8 protein-coding genes are annotated in these 18358 nt (G+C 68.4%); 2 read left to right on the top strand and 6 right to left on the bottom strand.

What is annotated here, in order from left to right; genetic code table 11:
- Window positions 1–101: 101 nt before the first annotated feature.
- From IE243_RS06030 to IE243_RS06015, 4 genes are all read right to left on the bottom strand, one after another.
- Window positions 102–893: a lysophospholipid acyltransferase family protein gene (locus tag IE243_RS06030; RefSeq protein WP_191318436.1), complete on the bottom strand. Its 792-nt coding sequence runs from the start codon at window positions 891–893 to the stop codon at window positions 102–104.
- 2 nt (window positions 894–895) lie between these two features.
- Window positions 896–1378, bottom strand: coding sequence for a Fur family transcriptional regulator (locus IE243_RS06025; protein ID WP_191318650.1), 483 nt, complete (start codon window positions 1376–1378; stop codon window positions 896–898).
- A 183-nt stretch (window positions 1379–1561) separates the two neighbouring features.
- Entirely contained in the window at window positions 1562–3562 is a 2001-nt protein-coding gene (locus tag IE243_RS06020) for an adenylate/guanylate cyclase domain-containing protein (RefSeq protein ID WP_191318435.1), read from the bottom strand.
- Between the two features lie 208 nt (window positions 3563–3770).
- A complete protein-coding gene (locus tag IE243_RS06015; protein WP_191318434.1) occupies window positions 3771–5732 on the bottom strand; it encodes an adenylate/guanylate cyclase domain-containing protein in 1962 nt (653 codons plus the stop codon).
- Window positions 5733–6082: 350 nt separating this feature from the next.
- Here IE243_RS06015 and msrB point away from each other — a divergent pair, with 350 nt between their 5' ends.
- Together msrB and IE243_RS06005 are read left to right on the top strand one after the other, a co-directional pair.
- Entirely contained in the window at window positions 6083–6484 is a 402-nt protein-coding gene (gene msrB, locus IE243_RS06010) for a peptide-methionine (R)-S-oxide reductase MsrB (RefSeq protein WP_191318649.1), read from the top strand.
- A gap of 460 nt (window positions 6485–6944) precedes the next feature.
- Complete coding sequence (locus tag IE243_RS06005; RefSeq protein ID WP_191318433.1) at window positions 6945–7325, top strand: hypothetical protein; 381 nt, start codon at window positions 6945–6947, stop codon at window positions 7323–7325.
- A gap of 234 nt (window positions 7326–7559) precedes the next feature.
- Here IE243_RS06005 and lepA read toward each other — a convergent pair whose 3' ends face one another.
- Both lepA and IE243_RS05995 read right to left on the bottom strand, forming a co-directional pair.
- Window positions 7560–9365, bottom strand: coding sequence for a translation elongation factor 4 (lepA, locus tag IE243_RS06000; RefSeq protein ID WP_191318432.1), 1806 nt, complete (start codon window positions 9363–9365; stop codon window positions 7560–7562).
- A 246-nt stretch (window positions 9366–9611) separates the two neighbouring features.
- On the bottom strand, window positions 9612–18251 hold the full coding sequence (locus IE243_RS05995; RefSeq protein ID WP_191318431.1) for an autotransporter outer membrane beta-barrel domain-containing protein: 8640 nt from the start codon (window positions 18249–18251) through the stop codon (window positions 9612–9614).
- Window positions 18252–18358: the final 107 nt, after the last annotated feature.

Here is an 18358-nt window from a genome sequence, read left to right as displayed (position 1 = left end):
ATTTCGAAGCAGTTGGCACAGGGCCTCACGCCGCATCCCGCGGCCAAGCATACGGCTTCGCGTGAAACAAATACGACGGCGCGATCGGGCCGTCGCCAGGTTCATGACGATCGCCGCAACCGGCGCACAGAGGCGCGGGCAAAATCCTCCGCCATGCGGGTGGCGACCTTGCGATTGACGTCATCCCCGGTCACAGGTTCGCCGAACGAAATCACCGCTTCATAGCGGTCGCCGCTGCGCAGCAGATCCATCAGATGCGGCGCCAGGTCCATGTCGCCATACCACGCGATGCGCGGCAGGCCGTCGCGTCCCAGCGGCAGCCCGTTGCGCGCCACATAGCATATGCACATGGGCTGCAAGCGCACCGGCTGCCCGCCGGCCGCGTCCTTCACCGCGCCCACCAGCGCCGAACGGAACGGCAATACCCGCATGCCTTCGCCGGTGGTGCCTTCGGCGAACAGCACCATGGCTTCGTTGTCGGCCAGCCGCCTGGCAATGGCGCCGTTAACCTCCGCCGTGGCGGAGCGCCGTGCGCGGTCGACGAACACCGAACGTTGCAGGCGGGCGAACGTGCCGAAAACCGGCCAGCCCCCCACCTCGGATTTGGCGATGAATGACAGGGGCGTCACGCTGGCAATGGCGGTGATGTCCGCCCAGGAAACGTGATTGGAGACCAGCAGGGTCGGCTGGCCGCGCGGCGGCTTGCCCTGGACCTGAACGCGCACGCCGATGATCCGGCAGACCAGCCGGTGAAACAGCACCGGCAAACGCTGGTAGACCGGGCGCGCGCCGACGCGCAGCGCCGCCCATTGCACCGGGACGCCGACCAGCGTGATGGCGGTCAGGGCGGCGATGCGGCTCCAGGCGCGCAGATTGCCCCGCAGGTTTCCCATGATCAGCCCGTCGCGTCGTCGTCGGGCGTCCCGCCATCCACCGGGTCGGAATCGCCAAGCGGCACGCCATACAGCTCCAGCCGGTGCCGCACCAGCCGGTAGCCCAGCTTGCGCGCGATTTCGGCCTGCAGGCGTTCGATTTCTTCTGACTGGAACTCGATCACCGCTCCAGTGCGCACGTCGATCAGATGGTCGTGATGCTGGCGCTCGGCCCGTTCGTAGCGGGCGCGGCCATCGCCGAACTCATGCCGGGCCAGAATGCCCTCGTCCTCAAGCAGGCGCACGGTGCGGTAGACGGTGGAAAGCGAAATGCGTGGATCGATCAGCGCCGCGCGCCGGTGGAGTTCCTCCACGTCCGGATGATCGTCGAGGTTGCCCAGGACCTGCGCGATGGTTCGCCGCTGTCCGGTCATGCGCAGGCCGCGTTCCTTGCAGGCGCGTTCGATGTCGGACGTTCGCGCGCGTCTGGGCTGGCCTTGCTGCATTTGCGCCACGTCAACTCCTCCCCGGGCCTTCAGGTCAGGCTTGTGTTCCAGCCTGAAGAACGCGCGTCGCCAAAACGGCCCGCCACGTTCCGTTTGCCTGGAAGGGAACGCCAGCATTGACCCGTGGGTCCGTCAGATTGCGTCAGGCCAGGCGGTCTCCAGGCTCGCGTGACACGGCCCGCGTCACACGGGGGCGCCAGCCGGGCGGCTGGCGTCCGGCCGGGCGACCACATCGGGATTTACATGCCCAGATATACCGGAGGCAAGCGCGCCAGAGCCAGCGTCAGGAGCCTGCGCCTGTCCCGCACGACCGACCAGTTCACAGGCCGCAACGGGCTCGCTGGCGCCGCGCACGCCCGCGAGGCCCACGTCCCGGAAAATGAACCCGTCGCCAGCGCCGTCCCGCACCGCGCCCGAGGCCAGGATCATCGTGCCGAATTGCTTGTTCAGCGCCTCAAGACGGGAGGCGATGTTCACTGTATGACCCAAAACGGTATAGCTCAGGCGGTCGAATGATCCGACATGGCCGATCACCGCCTCGCCGGTATGCACGCCGAAACGGGTGTGCAGTTCCGGCAGGCCCTCGCTGCGGAAGGTGGCGTTCAGCTCTTCAAGCCGTTGCGCCGCGTTGAGCACGCCGTTGCAGGCGCGGGCCACGTGGTCCGGCTGTGGATCGGGCGCGTTCCAGAACGCCATCACGCTGTCGCCGATGAATTTGTCGATGGTGGCGCCCGAATCCACCAGGGCGCTACTGATGACGGCGAAATAGCGCGACACCAGCCCGGTCAGCGCCTCGGGCGGCAACTGCTCGGCAATGCCGGTGAAGTTGGCGATATCCGAGAAAACCACCGTGGTCTGCTGGCGGACGCCGCCCAGGCTGGGCTGGACGCCATCCCTGACGATGCCGCGCACAATCTGCTTCGGCACGTAGCGCATGAAATTGTTCATCGCCAGTTGCAGGCCGCCCACCGCCCCGGAGAGCGCATCGATCTCGGTGATGTGCGACGGCGGCGGCCTGGCGCCGTCGCCCTGGAAGGCGACGATCCTGCTGACGGCGCTGGTGAGGGTCTGGAGCGGTCTGGTGATCTTGCGCGCCGCCAGCGCCACGATTGGCAGGGCGATGAGCAGCGCCAAAAAGCCCATGGTCAGCAGCCGGCGGGCCATGTCGTTGGCCGCGCCCATGATCGCCGATTGCGGAATGGCGATCGCCGTCACCATGCTGATGTCAGCAAGGCCAGGCTCATATCTGACCAGATAGTCCTCGCTGCCGGTGTGGATGGTGCGGCTGCCAGCCCTCCCGTCCTGCTGATAGGCCTGGGCGATAGCCCGCAGCAGGGGCGAGGGCAGGGCCGACATCAGGGGCAGACCATGCGGACCGGTTGGCGTGTTCCCTTGCCGGTATTTGCGGCCATCGGGATGGGCGGCGAGTTCGCCATCAACAGTGAACAGCGCCAGTTCCTGGCGTGGATGGGTGCGCATCCGGCTCAGTACGTCGTCCAGGTCGGAGAGCAGCACGTCGATGCCAAAGACAACGCCGGGATTGATGGCGGAGCGCTGCGCTACGGTAACGCCGATTTCAGGAAAAGTGGCGAAACGATACGGCGGCGGCGTCACCGGTCGCCGGCTTTCGGCGGCCATCTGGTACCAGATGCGCTTGCGCGCGTCATAGTCCGACAATACGGGCGCATTGCGCCGGATAACCTCACCTTGTGCGTTCAGAAAAATCGATCGGCGGAGAAATTGCCCGGATCCGCTGTCGGGCGTGCTGATCACGATTTCATAGGAGGCTCCAGGCGCCACGGCGTCATTCACCAGACGCTGGCTGAGCACCAGCGATCCATCCGGCCAGCCCGCCAGAACGCCCAGCACCGAAGGCGTGGTTTCCTGCAGCGTGCGCAGCAGGGTGACGAGCAGTCGCCCCATGTCGTCATTGGGTTGCGACGGCGACGCCGTTTCTCCGATGGTCTTCAGGAAAATATGGGCGCTTGCCAGCTGGTCGCGCGCCTCGTCGCGAATCTGGCGAGCCAGATCGGTGAAACGCTCCTGCGCCTCGCGGTGGGCGAGCTGGGCCATGCTCCGGTGGTTGAACCAGGTGAGGCCGCCCAGAATCAGCGCAATGATGGCCACGAACGTCACCGCCACAACGATTTGCAGGCTGTATCTGTGTGGTGTCGGCTGGGCCATTCCGTCCGGCGCTGTTTGCAACGGGTCGCGACGCCATTGCAGGACACGTCTGTGATCGCGACACCCCTTGTATGGCCAGTCAGGCGCTTTGAAAACCTGTGGGCCGGGCCAGGGGCCGTTGGCGCGGCGCCCGCGGACGCTCCTGCGATGATGCCCGCAGGGTTCCGGTCGCTGCGCCGCCGCCCGATGGCCGGGCGCGGCGCGTTTTTCAGGGCTCGCGGGAAATCGTCACTGGCGGCGGCGTCTCGCCGTTCTGGAGCACCAGCTTCACCGAAACGCTGCGCGCATCATGGGGGGCAGGCAGGCTGTTCTGGGCGCCAGGCGGCGGCGGGGCGTTGTCATCGCAGCCCTCCGTTGACAGGGGCAAAGCGATGTCAGGATCGGCGCCATCGAAACCGACATGGGCGCTGCGGATCGCGCAGCGGTAGGTGAGCAGATACGGAAAATAGATTTCGTCCCGGTCCGTCGCCCATGTCAGCCACGAACCCGAGGTCGTCATCAGGATGCTGCGCTGCCGTTCACTGTTCAGTTCCGTGGAGTCGAACCGGTAGACGAACGGGCCTGCTGTCAGGCCTGCCGTATCAACATAGCTGACATAGATGTTGGTTTTGCCGGCCCGCGACGGGATGGCGAAGGTGGCGGCGCGGGTTGTTTTGCCATCGCCTGACAGGTTGAGTTCGGCGCGTGAGAACCCGCCCCGGTCGCCCAGGCGATATTGCACCGCCGTGGCGTCCTCGGGCAGGGCGATATTCACTGTCCAGTGGCTCGAACCGGCCTGAAAGGTCAGCGACGGCCGGGTCTGACGGCTGGCGAAGGCGGCGTCGATTTCCGCAACGCGACGTCTGGCGCGCTCCACCCACTCCTGAAGCGCAGCGGGATCGATGAAAAACCGCTTCAGCGCGCCGGATTTGTTCGCCGTGAGGAACTGGTCGAGAGCGGCGTGCTCGGCGCGCAGCCGCGTCAGCGTTTCGCGGCCGGCGCGGGTGTCGCCGAGCGCTTGCGCAAGCGCATACCATGCAGGCGCAAACGATGGATTCTCATCAAGCAGCCGCCGGAGCCGCGTGGTTTGCTCCGCCTGGCCCAGTTGCTGGGCGTAGACCATGCGGATCGCCGGGTCCGGCGACACGGTGTTCAGGTCAGCGAACAGATCACGGGCGACGGAGGAGCCATCCTGCAATCGCACCAGCGCAGCCAGGCGGAGGAGCGGATCCATAAAGCCCGCGCCGGCGCGGGCGGCTTCCACATAGGCGGTGCGCGCCCCAGCCAGATCTCCGCTGGCTTCGAGGGCGCGACCTTTCTGGTAGAGATCCCGCGCTCCGGCCGGCGCATCTGGCGGTTCCGAACCGGGGAGCGCTCCAATTGCCCGTTGCGCCGGCGTTTTGACGGTCTGCTCGGGCGGCGGCGCTGGCAGTTTCAGGCCAAGCTGGGTTTCCAGCAGACGCTTGGCGTGCCGCACGGTCGGCACGACGACGCTAAAGGCCAGGATGATCAGGAGGATCCGCAGCCAGCGCCGCCGGCGGCGCGCGCGGCGGTCCTGGCCGTCGGAACGTTTGCCGCCGCCGGGCCGGCGCGCGTCCGGCGTGGACGCCTGCCGTTGGTCGGCTTCTCCAGAGAAGGCCACCGTGAACGCCTCGACCGGCGCTGGAATATTCTTGAGCGTCTGGGGACCGATGCTTCGAAAGGAGGCTGACACTTTGCCTGTCACCGCGTTGTGGACAATCCGCGACACGCACACGCCGCCGGGGCGGGCGACCGACTCCAGGCGGGCGGCGATGTTGACGCCATCGCCGAGCAGATCGCCATCGCGTTCAATGACATCGCCGATCGTAACGCCGATGCGAAAGCGCACGCGCCGGTCCTCTGGCCAGGGCTGGTTGACGGCCTGGAGCGCATGCTGGATGGCGATGGCCGCCCGCACCGCTTCCACCGCCGAGGCAAATTCGGACATGACCGAATCACCGGCGGTATTGAAAATCCGGCCGCCGTATCGCGCCACTTCGGCGTCGAAGACGCTTCGGCACTGGTGGAACAGCTTCAGGGCGTCTTCTTCGCCGGTCGCGAGCAGACGCGAGTAGCCGGCAACGTCGGCCGCCATGATGACGGCCATCCGGCGCCGGAACAGGCTTGGACCATCGGGCTCTTCGGAGCGGGCGTCCGACGCTTCAGTCATACTGGTCACCCGCCGTGGCCATGTGGGCCCAGATCGTCGCAGCCGCCGTCAGCCAGGAAGTCACACCCGGAATCATCGATCAAGCCCTGTTCATGTGGCGCCTGCCATCAGGCCGGCGTCGCCCCATCTATCTGGGCATCGGGACATCGATACGCCAAATTGGGCGATACAAAGTCATGTCAGCGCGTGGTCAGGCCCTGTCGCTCCTCCTGGAGCGGCGGCCCCCCGTTCCGCCCTACGGAGAGAAACCACAGGCAAACCGTTCATGCCATTTCCGGGGCGCCGTAGTATCGTTGCCCGCGAGTGGGGTCTGATCCCGGCAAACAGGCAAGGGAGTTCAGTTCATGTCCATGCAGGACAAAATTTATCCCGTCCAGCACACCGACGCGGAATGGCGGCGGCTGCTGACGCCGGACCAGTACGCCGTGCTGCGTGGTCACGGCACGGAGCGCCCAGGCAGCTGCGCCTTGCTCCATGAGACGCGGGACGGCGCATTTGTCTGCGCCGGATGCGGCCAAAAGTTGTTCTCATCGGCAAAAAAATTTGATAGCGGCACCGGATGGCCGAGTTTTGACAGTCCTGAGCCAGATTCCATTGAGATAAGCCGTGATGACAGCTATGGCATGGTGCGAACGGAAGTGCACTGCAGTAGATGTGGCGGCCATCTGGGGCACGTTTTTCCTGATGGACCGCCTCCGACTGGACTGAGATACTGCATCAATGGCGTCGCCACGACATTTGTGCCAGAATGATGCGCCATTTTACCTGATGGGCCAGATGGCCGCTGGCAGGAGGCCGCCGTAATATCTGGGCCGCAATATCTGGATTGACGCGACGGTCGCGCGGTTTGCCTCTGCCGCGCCGGAGCGACGGGCGCAACCAGGGGGCGGGAAATGGCGCGCGTTTTGTAGAAAGGTAAATATATTCAATATATTCCGCTGATTCGACTCAGTCGGGTTGATGCTGGCGGGTGGCCTGGCGTCTCCGGTCGCGGGAAGGCCTCAACTCAAACACGCCGCGGGAAGGTGGGCTTTATTGAGCCTTGTTCCGACGGGTCATGGCGTGCCTGGGCGCCAGCGCATGCGGCGTGCACGGCAATCATGAACTTTTCCGGATCTTGCGCGTTTGAAGAAAGGTGCGCGACGCGAGTGCTGGTTTTACAGCTCGCGGTCGCATGTCATTTCGGGGGGCGAATCATTGAGTAATTTTGACATGCGCATTCCTGTCCGGGAGCTGAAGGTGCTGCGATGGCAGGATGGGCGCGTCATACTGGAGTTGCGTCCGGCTTTTGCGTCCGTTGATCCAATCGTGGTTGAAGTTCCAGAGGCTGCGATGTCCAGCTTCCGGGAGGAGATGGCCGCTTTCCGCCCAGCGCCGGATGACGTTGCCCCGGCGCTGTCCCCAGTGGCGTTTCCTGGCCGGCCAATCAATGATGCAGACGGCGAGGCCGATGTGGATGCCGTGCGCCGGATCGCATTGGGCGACAGTCGCTTTGCTGCTGTCGAGGCGTTTGTCGCAGTCGCAGGGACGAGCCCTGACGACAATGATCACACCGAGGAAGAGCTGAAGTGGCTGGCCCGTTCGGCGGGTTGATGTCGGCAGAGCCATAATGCGCTGCTGCGCGGCTCCCTGGTTTATGCAGTCGAACGCGATGTTCCGGGCTTTGACAGCCCCCCCGGCTGGCGGGAAAGTGCTCGCGGAGCTGTCCGGAAACCAGGGTGGCGGCGTGATCATTGTCGCGATATGTCTGGCAATATTCCTGGCCTCTGGCCGGGAAAGACGCATGAAACCGTCACGCCAGTCTCATGCGCCCGCCAGCATGTGGCCTTACTCGTCCATCTTGAGCGCGGCGATGAAGGCTTCCTGTGGAATCTCCACCTTGCCGAACTGGCGCATGCGCTTTTTGCCTTCTTTCTGCTTGTCGAGCAGCTTGCGCTTGCGCGAGGCGTCGCCGCCGTAGCACTTCGCCGTCACATCCTTGCGCAGGGCGCGGATGGTTTCGCGGGCAATGATCTTGCCGCCAATCGCCGCCTGGATCGGGATCTGGAACAGGTGCTGCGGGATCAGCTCGCGCAGCTTCTCGCACATGGCGCGGCCGCGCATTTCCGCCCGGGTGCGGTGCACCAGCATGGCCAGGGCGTCCACCGGCTCGGCGTTGACCAGCAGCGACATCTTCACCAGATCGCCCTGACGGTAGCCGGAAATGGCGTAGTCGAACGAAGCGTAGCCCTTCGACACCGACTTCAGCCGGTCGTAGAAGTCGAACACCACCTCGTTCAGCGGCAGGTCGTAAACCACCATGGCGCGCTTGCCGACGTAGTTCAGATCCACCTGCTCGCCGCGCCGGTCCTGACACAGCTTGATGATGGCGCCGAGATAATCGTCTGGCGTCATGATGGTGGCGCGGATCCACGGCTCCTCGATCGACGCAATCTTCATTACGTCGGGCATGTCGGCCGGGTTGTGCAGTTCAACCTGCGTTCCGTCCGCCATGTTGAGCTTGTAGACCACCGACGGCGCCGTCGAGATCAGGTCGAGATTGAACTCCCGCTCAAGCCGCTCCTGGATGATCTCCAGATGCAGCAGCCCAAGGAACCCGCAGCGGAAGCCGAAGCCGAGCGCAGCCGACGTCTCCATCTCATAGGAGAAGCTGGCGTCGTTGAGGCGCAGCTTGCCCATGGCGGCGCGCAGGTTCTCGAAATCGGCCGCGTCCACCGGGAACAGGCCGCAGAACACCACCGGCTGGGCCGGCTTGAAGCCGGGCAGGGCCTCCGCCGTCAGGCGACGCTCCTCGGTAATGGTGTCGCCGACGCGGGTATCGGCCACTTCCTTGATCGAGCCGGTGAAGAAGCCGACCTCGCCGGGACCGAGCTGGGCCATGTCGGTCATCTTCGGGCGAAACACCCCGACCTTGTCGACGCCGTAATTGGCGCCGGAGCCCATCATGCGGATGGTCATGCCCTTCTTCAGCACGCCGTCGATGATGCGGACCAGCACGACCACGCCGAGATAGGAATCATACCAGCTGTCGACCAGCATCGCCTTCAGCGGGGCGGTCTCGTCGCCCTGCGGCGGCGGCAGTCTTTTGACGATGGCTTCCAGCACGTCGGGGATGCCGAGGCCGGTCTTGGCCGAAACCGGAATCGCCTCAGAGGCGTCGATGCCGATGACGTCCTCGATCTGTTCCTTGACGCGCTCGGGCTCGGCGGCGGGCAGATCGATCTTGTTCAGAACCGGCACGATCTCGTGGTTGGCGTCGAGCGCCTGATAGACATTGGCGAGGGTCTGCGCCTCGACGCCCTGGGAGGCGTCGACCACCAGGATGGAGCCTTCGCAGGCGGCCAGCGAGCGCGACACTTCGTAGGCGAAGTCGACGTGGCCGGGCGTGTCCATCAGGTTGAGGATGTAATCGCGCCCATCCTGCGCCTTGTATTCCAGCCGTACGGTCTGGGCCTTGATGGTGATGCCGCGCTCTTTCTCGATATCCATCGAGTCGAGCATCTGCTCGCCCATGTCGCGCGCCGCCACCGTGCCGGTTTCCTGGATCAACCGGTCCGCCAGCGTGGATTTGCCATGGTCGATATGCGCAACGATCGAGAAGTTGCGAATGTTGTCAAAGGGATGCGTCGCCATGCTCTCTCTGGGGGCGGCTGTCCCGGCGGCAAACGCGCCGGCCGGCAATGCGGGGCTCGATGGCCTTTGCATGGGCAATACCAGCGTCGGGCGGCTTCGCCAAGGGCCGCCGCATCAGACACGCGGCAAAAGACACGTGGCAAAACCGGATGTTATGCCGGTCTTGCGGCAGCAAGACGTTGACTGGTCCGGACGGAAGCGCGGTGACGACGCCGTCCGGACCAGGGCAGGCAAGACGCAGGCTGCTTACCAGCGGTACAGCAACTCCACAGCGCCCTGCCAGGAAGCCAGGCGGTGGGCAAGGGTCGCGCCGCCGCGCAGGTTGAGCGACAATGCGTCGCCAAACCGGGCAGTCACGCCCATGTCGATGCGCGCGCGGTCCGTCGCAGCCGCCGCGCCGATCGCGCCGAAACCAAAGCCCGGGGCGCTGCGGAACGTCGCCACAAGGTTACGCCGCGGCGAGAACTCGTGCACCCACGCCGCCCGTAGCCAGGGCGTCAACACGCCATTGGCTCCCAGGGGCAAACTGGCGCTGAACTCAAGTCCCGCCAGGCTTTCCATCGAGCGGCTCCACTGGCTGCGCACCGCCAGGCCCATGGGTCCGGGCTGGTTGTCCAGCAGCGTGGCGCGCTCCCGGAACGCGTCCACATGCAGCAGCTTGTAGTCGATCCCCACGAAAGGCGTGAGGCGCATGGCTCCGTAACTGAAATTGTAGCCGGCTGCCGTCCGCAGGTTCAGGCTTTCCGCATTGAACCTGCCCAGAGCCCGTTCCGTGGGGCCAATGCCGGCGAGCGTGCGCTGGCTCTGGAACTGGTGCGCGCCGGCCGCCGCCGTTGCCGTCAGCCAGGCGTCGCCGCGCGCCACGCTGCCGTAGACGGCTCCCTGGACGTGCTGGCTGCTGGCGGAGCCACCGCGTTCGCGCACGCTGAAGCCGCCCTGGGCGTTGTTCACCGCCACGCCAAGCATCGCCCCATTGTCGAAGTGATAGTCAACGCCTGCCGTGAGAGCGCTGTGGAAGTTGCGCTGGCTGGCGCTGCCGCTGTGGAAGCGGTCGCCGCCGTGGCGCGCGCCGCCGGCGCCGGCGCTGGCCCATACCCGCCCGCCAGCGCGCACCCCATGGGCCGCCTCGCTCGCGCCCATCACAGGGCTGGCGCTGTCGGAACTCACGCCGCCTTGCGCCGCCGCCAGAACCTGATCGCCAAAACCCCCCATGGTCATGAAGGCGGCCGACTGGCTCGCCGTCAGGCTTTCGCCAGACAGGGCGCCGTAGGCCGAGGCCAGTTGCTGCAGGGTCGGAATGACGAACAGCCCAGCGGTTACTGGTGAGAACGGCGAGCGGTTGGCTGCGCTCTGGATGCGGTTGACCGTTGCGCCGATGGCCCGCTGGTTGAGCGCCAGGCCGCCGGGAAGGAAGTCCACGTCATAGGCAACCGCCATGTCGCCGGTGGCGGGGCGCGTCATCCGGAACGTGGCCACGGCGCTGGGGATTGGCTCCAGCGCCAGGTCGGCCGCGTCGGAGCTGCCCTCCACGTGCAGCACGGGCGGCGTCTCGAAGGTTCCGGGGCGCGCCGCTCCAGGGTCAAAGGGCGACAGCCGGATGGCGCCGTGCAAGCGCGCCATGCCTTTCACATTGATGCGGTCCGCCTCCGCGTCGCCGGGCGACAGTTTGGCGGCGATCCGTCCGCTTTGCGTCTGTTCCAGGTCGGCGATCAGATCCGTTGTCATCAGTTGACCGGGGCCGCCCGGCATGATCTCGCCCTGATTGCGTAATGTCGAGCCGGTCGGCATCGCGATGCTGCGCCCGGGGCGGAGCACGCCGCTGATCGCATTGTCGAGCAACGTGGCGCCGCCGCTGAGATGGATGTTGCCGGTAATCACCCCCTGGTTGGCGAATGCCAGCTCACTGGCGTCGATGGAGACGGCGACGCCTGCGGCGCCGTCACGTGTGAGCAGATGGCCGCTATTGACGAGCTTGCCAACGCCGCGCGTCCCGATCACCACAGCCCGGCCGCCAGCGCCGCCTTCAACCGTCGCGCCGTCAATGGTCACCGCGACGTCGCCGTCGGGTCCGGCGCCGCCCTGTGAGACGGCGCGGATGGCGACGCCGCCCGCTCCGGTTGCGCGCACGTCGGCGCTGGTCGTGACGTTGATCGCCGCGGCGCCGGTTCCGCCGGCGCTCTGGACGAAGATCCCCATGGCCTCGGCGCCGGCTACGGCAATGGCGCCGCTGTTGCGCACGATGACATTCCCGCCGGCCCCCGCGCCGCCGCTGCTGCCGGCGAATCCAGCCGCGAGGCCGCCGCCGCCGCCGATCGACTGGGCGATAATGCCGCCGCTCTGGTTGCCTGTGGCGGCGATGGCGCCGGCGTTGGCGATGTGGACCGCCCCGCCGTTGCCCGCGGACGGTTCGCCCGCCGCGGCGGCTGGCTTCAGCGACGCGACGTCATGCGACAGGTACAGGCCGCCGCCGCCGCCAATGGATTGGGCAATGACGCCAGCGGCCCTGTCGCCGCGCGTGGCGATGGTTGCGGCGTTGTCGAGGCTGACCGCGCCGCCGTCGCCGCCGCCATTGGTTACGCCAATCCGCCAGCCAGCCATGGAGGTCGTGTCGGTGGCAACGAGCACGCCGCCGCCGCCGCCGATCGATTGGGCGAGCAATCCGGTGGCCGCGAAGCCTTCTGTCGCGATGGCGCCGCTCTGGGTCAGGCTGACTGAGCCGCCAGCGCCGCGCACGCCATCCGCGCCGAGGCGGGCAACGGCCAGCGTCAGGTCGCCGCCAGCATGCGCGACGCCAATGACGCCGCCGCCGCCGCCGATGGATTGGGCGATGACGCCCATGGCGCCGGCGCCGGCCGTGCTGATGTGGTTGGCGCTGCGCAGGTCGACGCCGGCGCCGTCCTGTGATCCGGCAACCTTGCCTGCATCGCGGGAGCCGCCAGCAACCAGATACAGCTCCTTTGCCTCGAGCATCTGGCTGGCGGTGAGGGCGGTGAGGCCTCCGCCGCCGCCGATGGATTGGGCGACAATGCCGTGCGCCAGCGCGCCGCTGGTATTGAGGGCGCCGCCGCCCAGTGTGGTCGTCACCCGGCCGCCAGAACCGCCGCTGACCCCTTCGCCTCCGGCCAGCAGGGCGCCGCCCGACATCAGCGATCTGAGATCGATGGTATGGGAGTTCATTCCGCCGCCGCCGCCGATGGACTGCGCGATCACGGCGGGGGCGTTGTCGCCGCTGGTTGCGACGTCGCCGTCGCCGGTCAGCGAGACGCTGCCGCCGCGCCCGCCAGAGCCGCCCTTGCCGCCGGTCGCGCTGGTCAGCAGGCCATTGCTTCCCAGGGAAAGACCGCCGCTGAAGCCGGCGACGCCACCGCCGCCGCCGACGGACTGAGCCATGACGCCGGCAGAGCCCTTGCCGGTTGTGTTGATGGCGCCGCTGTGGTGGAGCGCGACGTCGCCGCCGTCGCCGCCGACTGCTCCAGAGCCGCCAGTCGTGGACGTTTCACCCTTGTCGCCAGTGCTGAGGCTGCCGGCGACAGCCATGCCGCCAACGCCGCCGCCGCCGCCGATGGACTGGGCCATCAGCCCCCAGGCGAGGTCGCCGCCGGTGACAATCCGGCCGGAGTTGTGAAGCCTGACCGAGGCGCCGTCCCCGCCTGCTCCACCGGTTCCGCCAACGCTGTTCGCAGCGCCTTCCCCCGTGGAAACGGCGCCAGCCGCCACCAGGCCGCCATGACCGCCGCCGCCGCCGATGGATTGGGCGACCACGCCAGCGCTGGCAGCGCCGGCTGTGGTGATCGTCCCGCTGTTTTCGACGTCAACCGCGCCGCCCGCGCCGCCTGCGCCGCTGGCTCCGCCGGTCGTCTGGCTGATGCTCTTGCCGGCGGAGATGCTGAGCCCCCCGGCGAAGCCGCCAGTTCCGCCGCCTGCGCCGACCGATTGCGCCAGCAGGGCGATGGAGCCGCTGCCTGACGTGATGATGGCTCCGGCGTTGGCGACGGCGATCACGCCGCCGTGTCCGCCACGGCCCGCGCTTCCGCCGCCAACCTCGTTCCTCCCGTCGCCGGATACGTTGAAAGCCGCGCCAAGGCCAAAGCCGCCGTCGCCGCCGCCGCCGCCAATCGACTGGGCGACCAGTCCCCGGGCCAGGTCGCCATGGGTTTCGATCTGGCCGTTGGCGCCCTGAATCACCTGAACGGCTCCGGCGTTGCCGCCGCTGGCGCCCGCGCCGCCGACCATGCCGTGAGCGTCGCCGTCAAGATTGCCTGCGCCGGCGATGATAAAGCCGCCCTTGCCGCCGCCGCCGCCGATGGATTGCGCCATCAGTCCGGTCGCCGCCCTGCCACGGGTGAGAATGTGGTCGCCATTTCGCGCCAGAACAGCTCCGCCCTGGCCACCGCCACCGCCCGCACTCCCGACACGGGTCGTTACGGCGTCGTCCTTCGCGCCGGCGTTCTGTTCGCCGGCGTTCTGTTCGCCGGCATCAGTATTGCTGTTTTGGTCACCGCCGGACGGCCCGTCCCCGCTCTCATCAGCTGGCGCGCCATGACGGGCGCTGGAAAACGCGCCGCTGACAACAAAGCCGCCAGCTCCGCCGGCTCCGCCGACGGATTGCGCCAGCAAACCAATCGAGCCGTCGCCAGTCGTGACGATCCTGGCGGTGTTGATGAGGCTTGCCGCGCCGCCGTCGCCACTGGCGCCGCCGGCCCCGGCCCCGGTCGTGACGTCCGCCGCGCCGCCAAGCGCGACATCGGCGTTGATGACGAAGCCGCCCTTGCCGCCGCCGCCGCCGATGGTTTGCGCCATGGCGCCGTGGGCGAGCGCACCGTGGGTTTCGATGCTTCCGTCTGGCAATGTGAGCATGACGGCGCCGCCGTTGCCGCCACTGCCGCCGGTGCCCCCTGTTGTGGCGGCGGCTGCTTTCGCCGCGAAGGCGAGGCCGCCGCCAATGGCGAAGCCGCCAGCGCCGCCACCGCCGCCGATGGACTGGGCGATGACGCCGCCGCCATGGTCTCCGTCCGCCCGCAGCTTTCGGGAACTCGTGACCGTGACGGCGCCGCCGTCATTGCCTGCTCCGCCCTGGCCGCCCGTCGCATCGGTTACGCTCTTTCTCGCGCTGTTGATGGCGAGGGCGCCGGCAAACCCGCCGGCGCCGCCGCCGCCGCCGATGGACTGCGCCATGATGGCGGCTGCTCCCGCGCCACTCACCGTGACGTCGCCGGCGTTGGCGACGTCAATCACGCCGCCACGCTGGCCCTGGCCGCCTGCTCCGCCGGTGGCGTTGCTCGCCGCGTCGTCACCAAGCGACAGGGTTCCGGCAATCGCCAGACCGCCGAGGCCGCCGCCGCCGCCAATGGATTGGGCCAGTAGCCCATGTGACGCCTGACCTCGAGCGGAGATCGCCGCTGCGTTGTCAACGACGACGTCGCCGCCATGACCACCACTGCCGCCGACCCCGCCAGTGGCGTTGCTCGCGCCTTTCGCCGATGAGCTGAAACCGGCCGCGATGGCCATCGCGCCTGCGCCGCCGCCGCCGCCGATGGACTGAACGACCACGCCGGAAGCATTGGCGCCCCGGGTGCTGACGGCGCCGCGTGTTGAAACCCGCACTGTCTGGCCATGCGAGCCAGCGCCGCCCTTGCCGCCGGTGGCGTTGGCGGTTCCGTCGCCATCGCGACCAAACGCCAGCGCCGCGGCGAAGCCGCCCGCCCCGCCGCCGCCGCCGATGGACTGGGCCAGAACGCCGCTGGCGCCATCGCCTGAGGTCTGGATGTCGCCGTCATGCGTCAGCGTCACCACGCCGCCGCTGCTGTCGTTGACGCTGTCGCCGCCCGTGAGCTTCGTCAGGCCCTTGCCATTCGGCGACAGCGCACTGGCGATGCTGAAGCCGCCGTCGCCGCCACCGCCGCCAATGGACTGCGCCGCCACGCCCCACGCCAGGGCGCCCCGCGTGACGATGTCCGCCGCGTTGTTGACGATAACGCCGCCGCCGTTGCCGCCGCTGACCCCGGCCCCGCCCACATTGTAGGTCATGGCGTCCTGGCCAGCGCCGGTGGCGTTGACGGCCACCCCGCCGCTGCCGCCGCCGCCGCCGATGGACTGGACCAGAACGCCTGCCGACTGGGCGCCTCCGGTGCTGACCGAGCCGGTGGTGGAGACGGCGACGTCGGAGCTGGCGCCGCCGCTGCCGCCCTTGCCGCCCAAATTCAGCGATATGGCGCGGTACTTGCCGGCGCTTCCTGAACCGGTGAGACCGCCCGCGCCGCCGCCGCCGCCAACTGACTGGGCGAGGACGCCGTGCGCCTGGGCGCCGTGGGTGACAAGGGCGCCATCCGATGCGACGCTGACGCCGCCGCCCTTGCCGCCGCCGCCGCCGCCGCCGCCCAGGTTGAGCGTAACCGCCGTTTCGCCGCCGGTTGCGGCGATGGTGAACGCGCCCTTGCCGCCGCCGCCGCCGATCGACTGGACGATGATGGCGCCGGAGGCGTCGCCGCGCGTGACGATCCGGCCGAAACTGCTTGCCGCCGCATGGCCGGCGTCGCCGCCCGATCCGCCGGCGCCGCCGAGCGAAGCGGCCAGGGCGGCGTTCGCGCCAAAGCCGCCGCTTCCCGAGAATGCGCCGTTACCGCCGCCACCGCCGATCGATTGGGCGAGGATGCCGGCCGCGTTCGCCCCCGCCGTGGCGACCAGATTGCCCATGTGCGCGGCGTCATTGTTCACGACGTTGACGTCACCGCCGGTCGCGCCTGTCGCACCCGCGCCGCCAAGCGACAGCTGCGCGCCAGCCAGCGTGCTGACGCCAGCGGCCACGCTGAAGCCGCCGTTGCCGCCGCCGCCGCCAACCGACTGGGCCAGAATGCCGGTGGAGCCCGCGCCGGCCTCCGTTTCCGCAACGCCGGTGCGGATCGAACCCGTATTGCGAATCTGCACGGCGCCGCCAGCATCGCCGGCGCCGCCAGTCCCGCCAAAGGACAGGGCGATCGCCGGGCCAGCGCCCAGCCCGGCGTCAACCGAGAAACCGGCGTTGCCGCCGCCGCCGCCAATGCTGGCTGCGGACAGGCCCGCCGCATGATCTCCCTGGGTGACGATGTCGAGGCGGGTGTCCACGGTGACGCCGCCTGCGCGCCCACCGGCGCCGCCCCTGCCGCCGAGCGACACGGCGATGGCGCCAATATCTGTCGCTGCCGCCGCCGCAATGGAAAATCCGCCCCGTCCGCCGCCGCCGCCAACCGAACTGGCGTCAACCCCGGTCGAGAAGGCGCCGGTGGTGACGATCGTCCCCTGTGAGCCCACAAAGACGTCGCCCCCGGTTCCCCCCGCGCCGCCATTGGCGCCCAGGGCAACGGCAATCGCTGGCGTTTTGACGCCCGCCGCCGCGGCGATGGCAAAGCCGCCCGCGCCGCCGCCGCCGCCGATAGACTGGGCGGTGACGCCAGCCGAACGGTCGCCGCTGGTGTGGATCGCGGCAATGGCCGCCGGCGCCGGAGCCGAGCACGTCGCGTCGCCATTGACGCAGACAGCGCTGGCGGAGCCGCCCTTGCCCCCCTGGCCTCCCATGGCGATGGCGCCGAGCATGTTGACGGAAATGGCGGCCCCGCCCGCGCCGCCGCCGCCACCAATCGACTGGGCGGTGACGCCGCCAGAATCATGGCCGCCGGTGGTGATGTCGCCAGCGTTGGTGACCCAGACCTTGCCGCCCTGACCGCCAGCGCCTCCGGCGCCGCCACGGGGAAAAATGAGACCGGCGGCCGCGCCGCCACTGCCGCCGTCGCCGCCGATTGACTGGGCGACAAGTCCACCGGCGCCCACGCCGGCGGTTGTCAGCGTCGCCCCGTTGTTGACGATGACGCTGCCTGTCGCGCCGCCGTCCGCGCCGGCGCCGCTGGAGGGAATGACGCCGCCGGCGCTGCCGCCGCTCCCGGCTTTTCCGCTGGAGCTTTGCGCCAGGATGGCGGAGGCGCCGGCCCCCGAGGTGCTGATGACGCCGCCTTTTTGGGTATGCACGACCACGGACGAGCCGCGGCTGGCGTCGGCGCCGCGCCCGCCGGTTGGCGCGAGGCTGCTGGCGTCGCCGCCGTCGCCAGCGCGTCCGCCCCGGCTTCGCGCCAGGATGCCATAGGCATTGTCGCCGGACGTGGTGATCCGGCCGGCGTGACGCACGGTGACGGCGCCGCCATCCGTCGCGCCGGCGCCGGCGCCGCCAAAGCTGGCGACGCTGAAGCCCGGAGCCTTGCCGCCGCCGCCGCCGTCGCCGCCATCGCTCTCGGCCCAGATGCCGGCACCGCCGTCGCCTGTGGCGACGATGTCGAATTCATTGCTGACGATGACGTTCCCCGCCGCGCCGCCGCCGCCGCCGTTGCCTGCCTGGTTCAGCCCCAGGCCGAGCGAAAAGATGTCGCCGCCGTCGCCGCCATGACCGCCCGCGCTGGCGGCGACAATGCCATGATGGCCATCGCCGCTGACGGTGATGGAGCCCCGGCCCGTTGTGGTTACGGTGACGGCGCCGCCATTGCCGCCGGCGCCGCCATTGCCGCCGCTGGCGGTGAACATGCCATGCGCGCCGTTGCCGCCGCGACCCCCGGCCTGGCCCAGATTGCGCGCCTCGACGCCATGGCCGTCGCTGACAATGCGCATGGGCGCATCGGGGAAGCCATCAAGCCCGATTTGCAGGTCCGGGGCTGTTTTCGCTCCATCGGTTCCGGCGCGGCCCCACAGCAGGAACAGTCCGCCATCCGCCGCCGCTTGCGGCGCGATGACCTTTGAAACGCCGGCGATGGGCTTTGGGGCGCCGGCGCTGACGTTTTCCGGTGTAACGAGCACCGCGCCCAGAACGACGGATGCAACGTGTTTGCGCCCGCGAGCGCGTCGCGACCTGCCGGAATTGCTGCCCATGCCAAAACTCTTTTCCAAACTACGGGCAGCGACCTGTCAGCGACAAAGATCAGCGTCTTGGGTCAGTCTGAATATTGCGGTCTGCCGTAAAAAATGAATTCAATAAA

The organism is Camelimonas fluminis, from assembly GCF_014656355.1.
Lineage (GTDB): Bacteria > Pseudomonadota > Alphaproteobacteria > Rhizobiales > Beijerinckiaceae > Camelimonas > Camelimonas fluminis.
Note: the sequence above shows the minus strand (reverse complement) of the source record. Positions and strands in the feature narration are given on the sequence as shown.

What these genes read in the sequence shown, in the direction of transcription:
- IE243_RS06030 (WP_191318436.1), bottom strand. Translation starts at nt 893, where the DNA reads ATGGGAAACCTGCGGGGCAATCTGCGCGCCTGGAGCCGCATCGCCGCC.
- IE243_RS06025 (WP_191318650.1), bottom strand. Translation starts at nt 1,378, where the DNA reads ATGCAGCAAGGCCAGCCCAGACGCGCGCGAACGTCCGACATCGAACGC.
- IE243_RS06020 (WP_191318435.1), bottom strand. Translation starts at nt 3,562, where the DNA reads ATGGCCCAGCCGACACCACACAGATACAGCCTGCAAATCGTTGTGGCG.
- IE243_RS06015 (WP_191318434.1), bottom strand. Translation starts at nt 5,732, where the DNA reads ATGACTGAAGCGTCGGACGCCCGCTCCGAAGAGCCCGATGGTCCAAGC.
- msrB (WP_191318649.1), top strand. Translation starts at nt 6,083, where the DNA reads ATGCAGGACAAAATTTATCCCGTCCAGCACACCGACGCGGAATGGCGG.
- IE243_RS06005 (WP_191318433.1), top strand. Translation starts at nt 6,945, where the DNA reads ATGCGCATTCCTGTCCGGGAGCTGAAGGTGCTGCGATGGCAGGATGGG.
- lepA (WP_191318432.1), bottom strand. Translation starts at nt 9,365, where the DNA reads ATGGCGACGCATCCCTTTGACAACATTCGCAACTTCTCGATCGTTGCG.
- IE243_RS05995 (WP_191318431.1), bottom strand. Translation starts at nt 18,251, where the DNA reads ATGGGCAGCAATTCCGGCAGGTCGCGACGCGCTCGCGGGCGCAAACAC.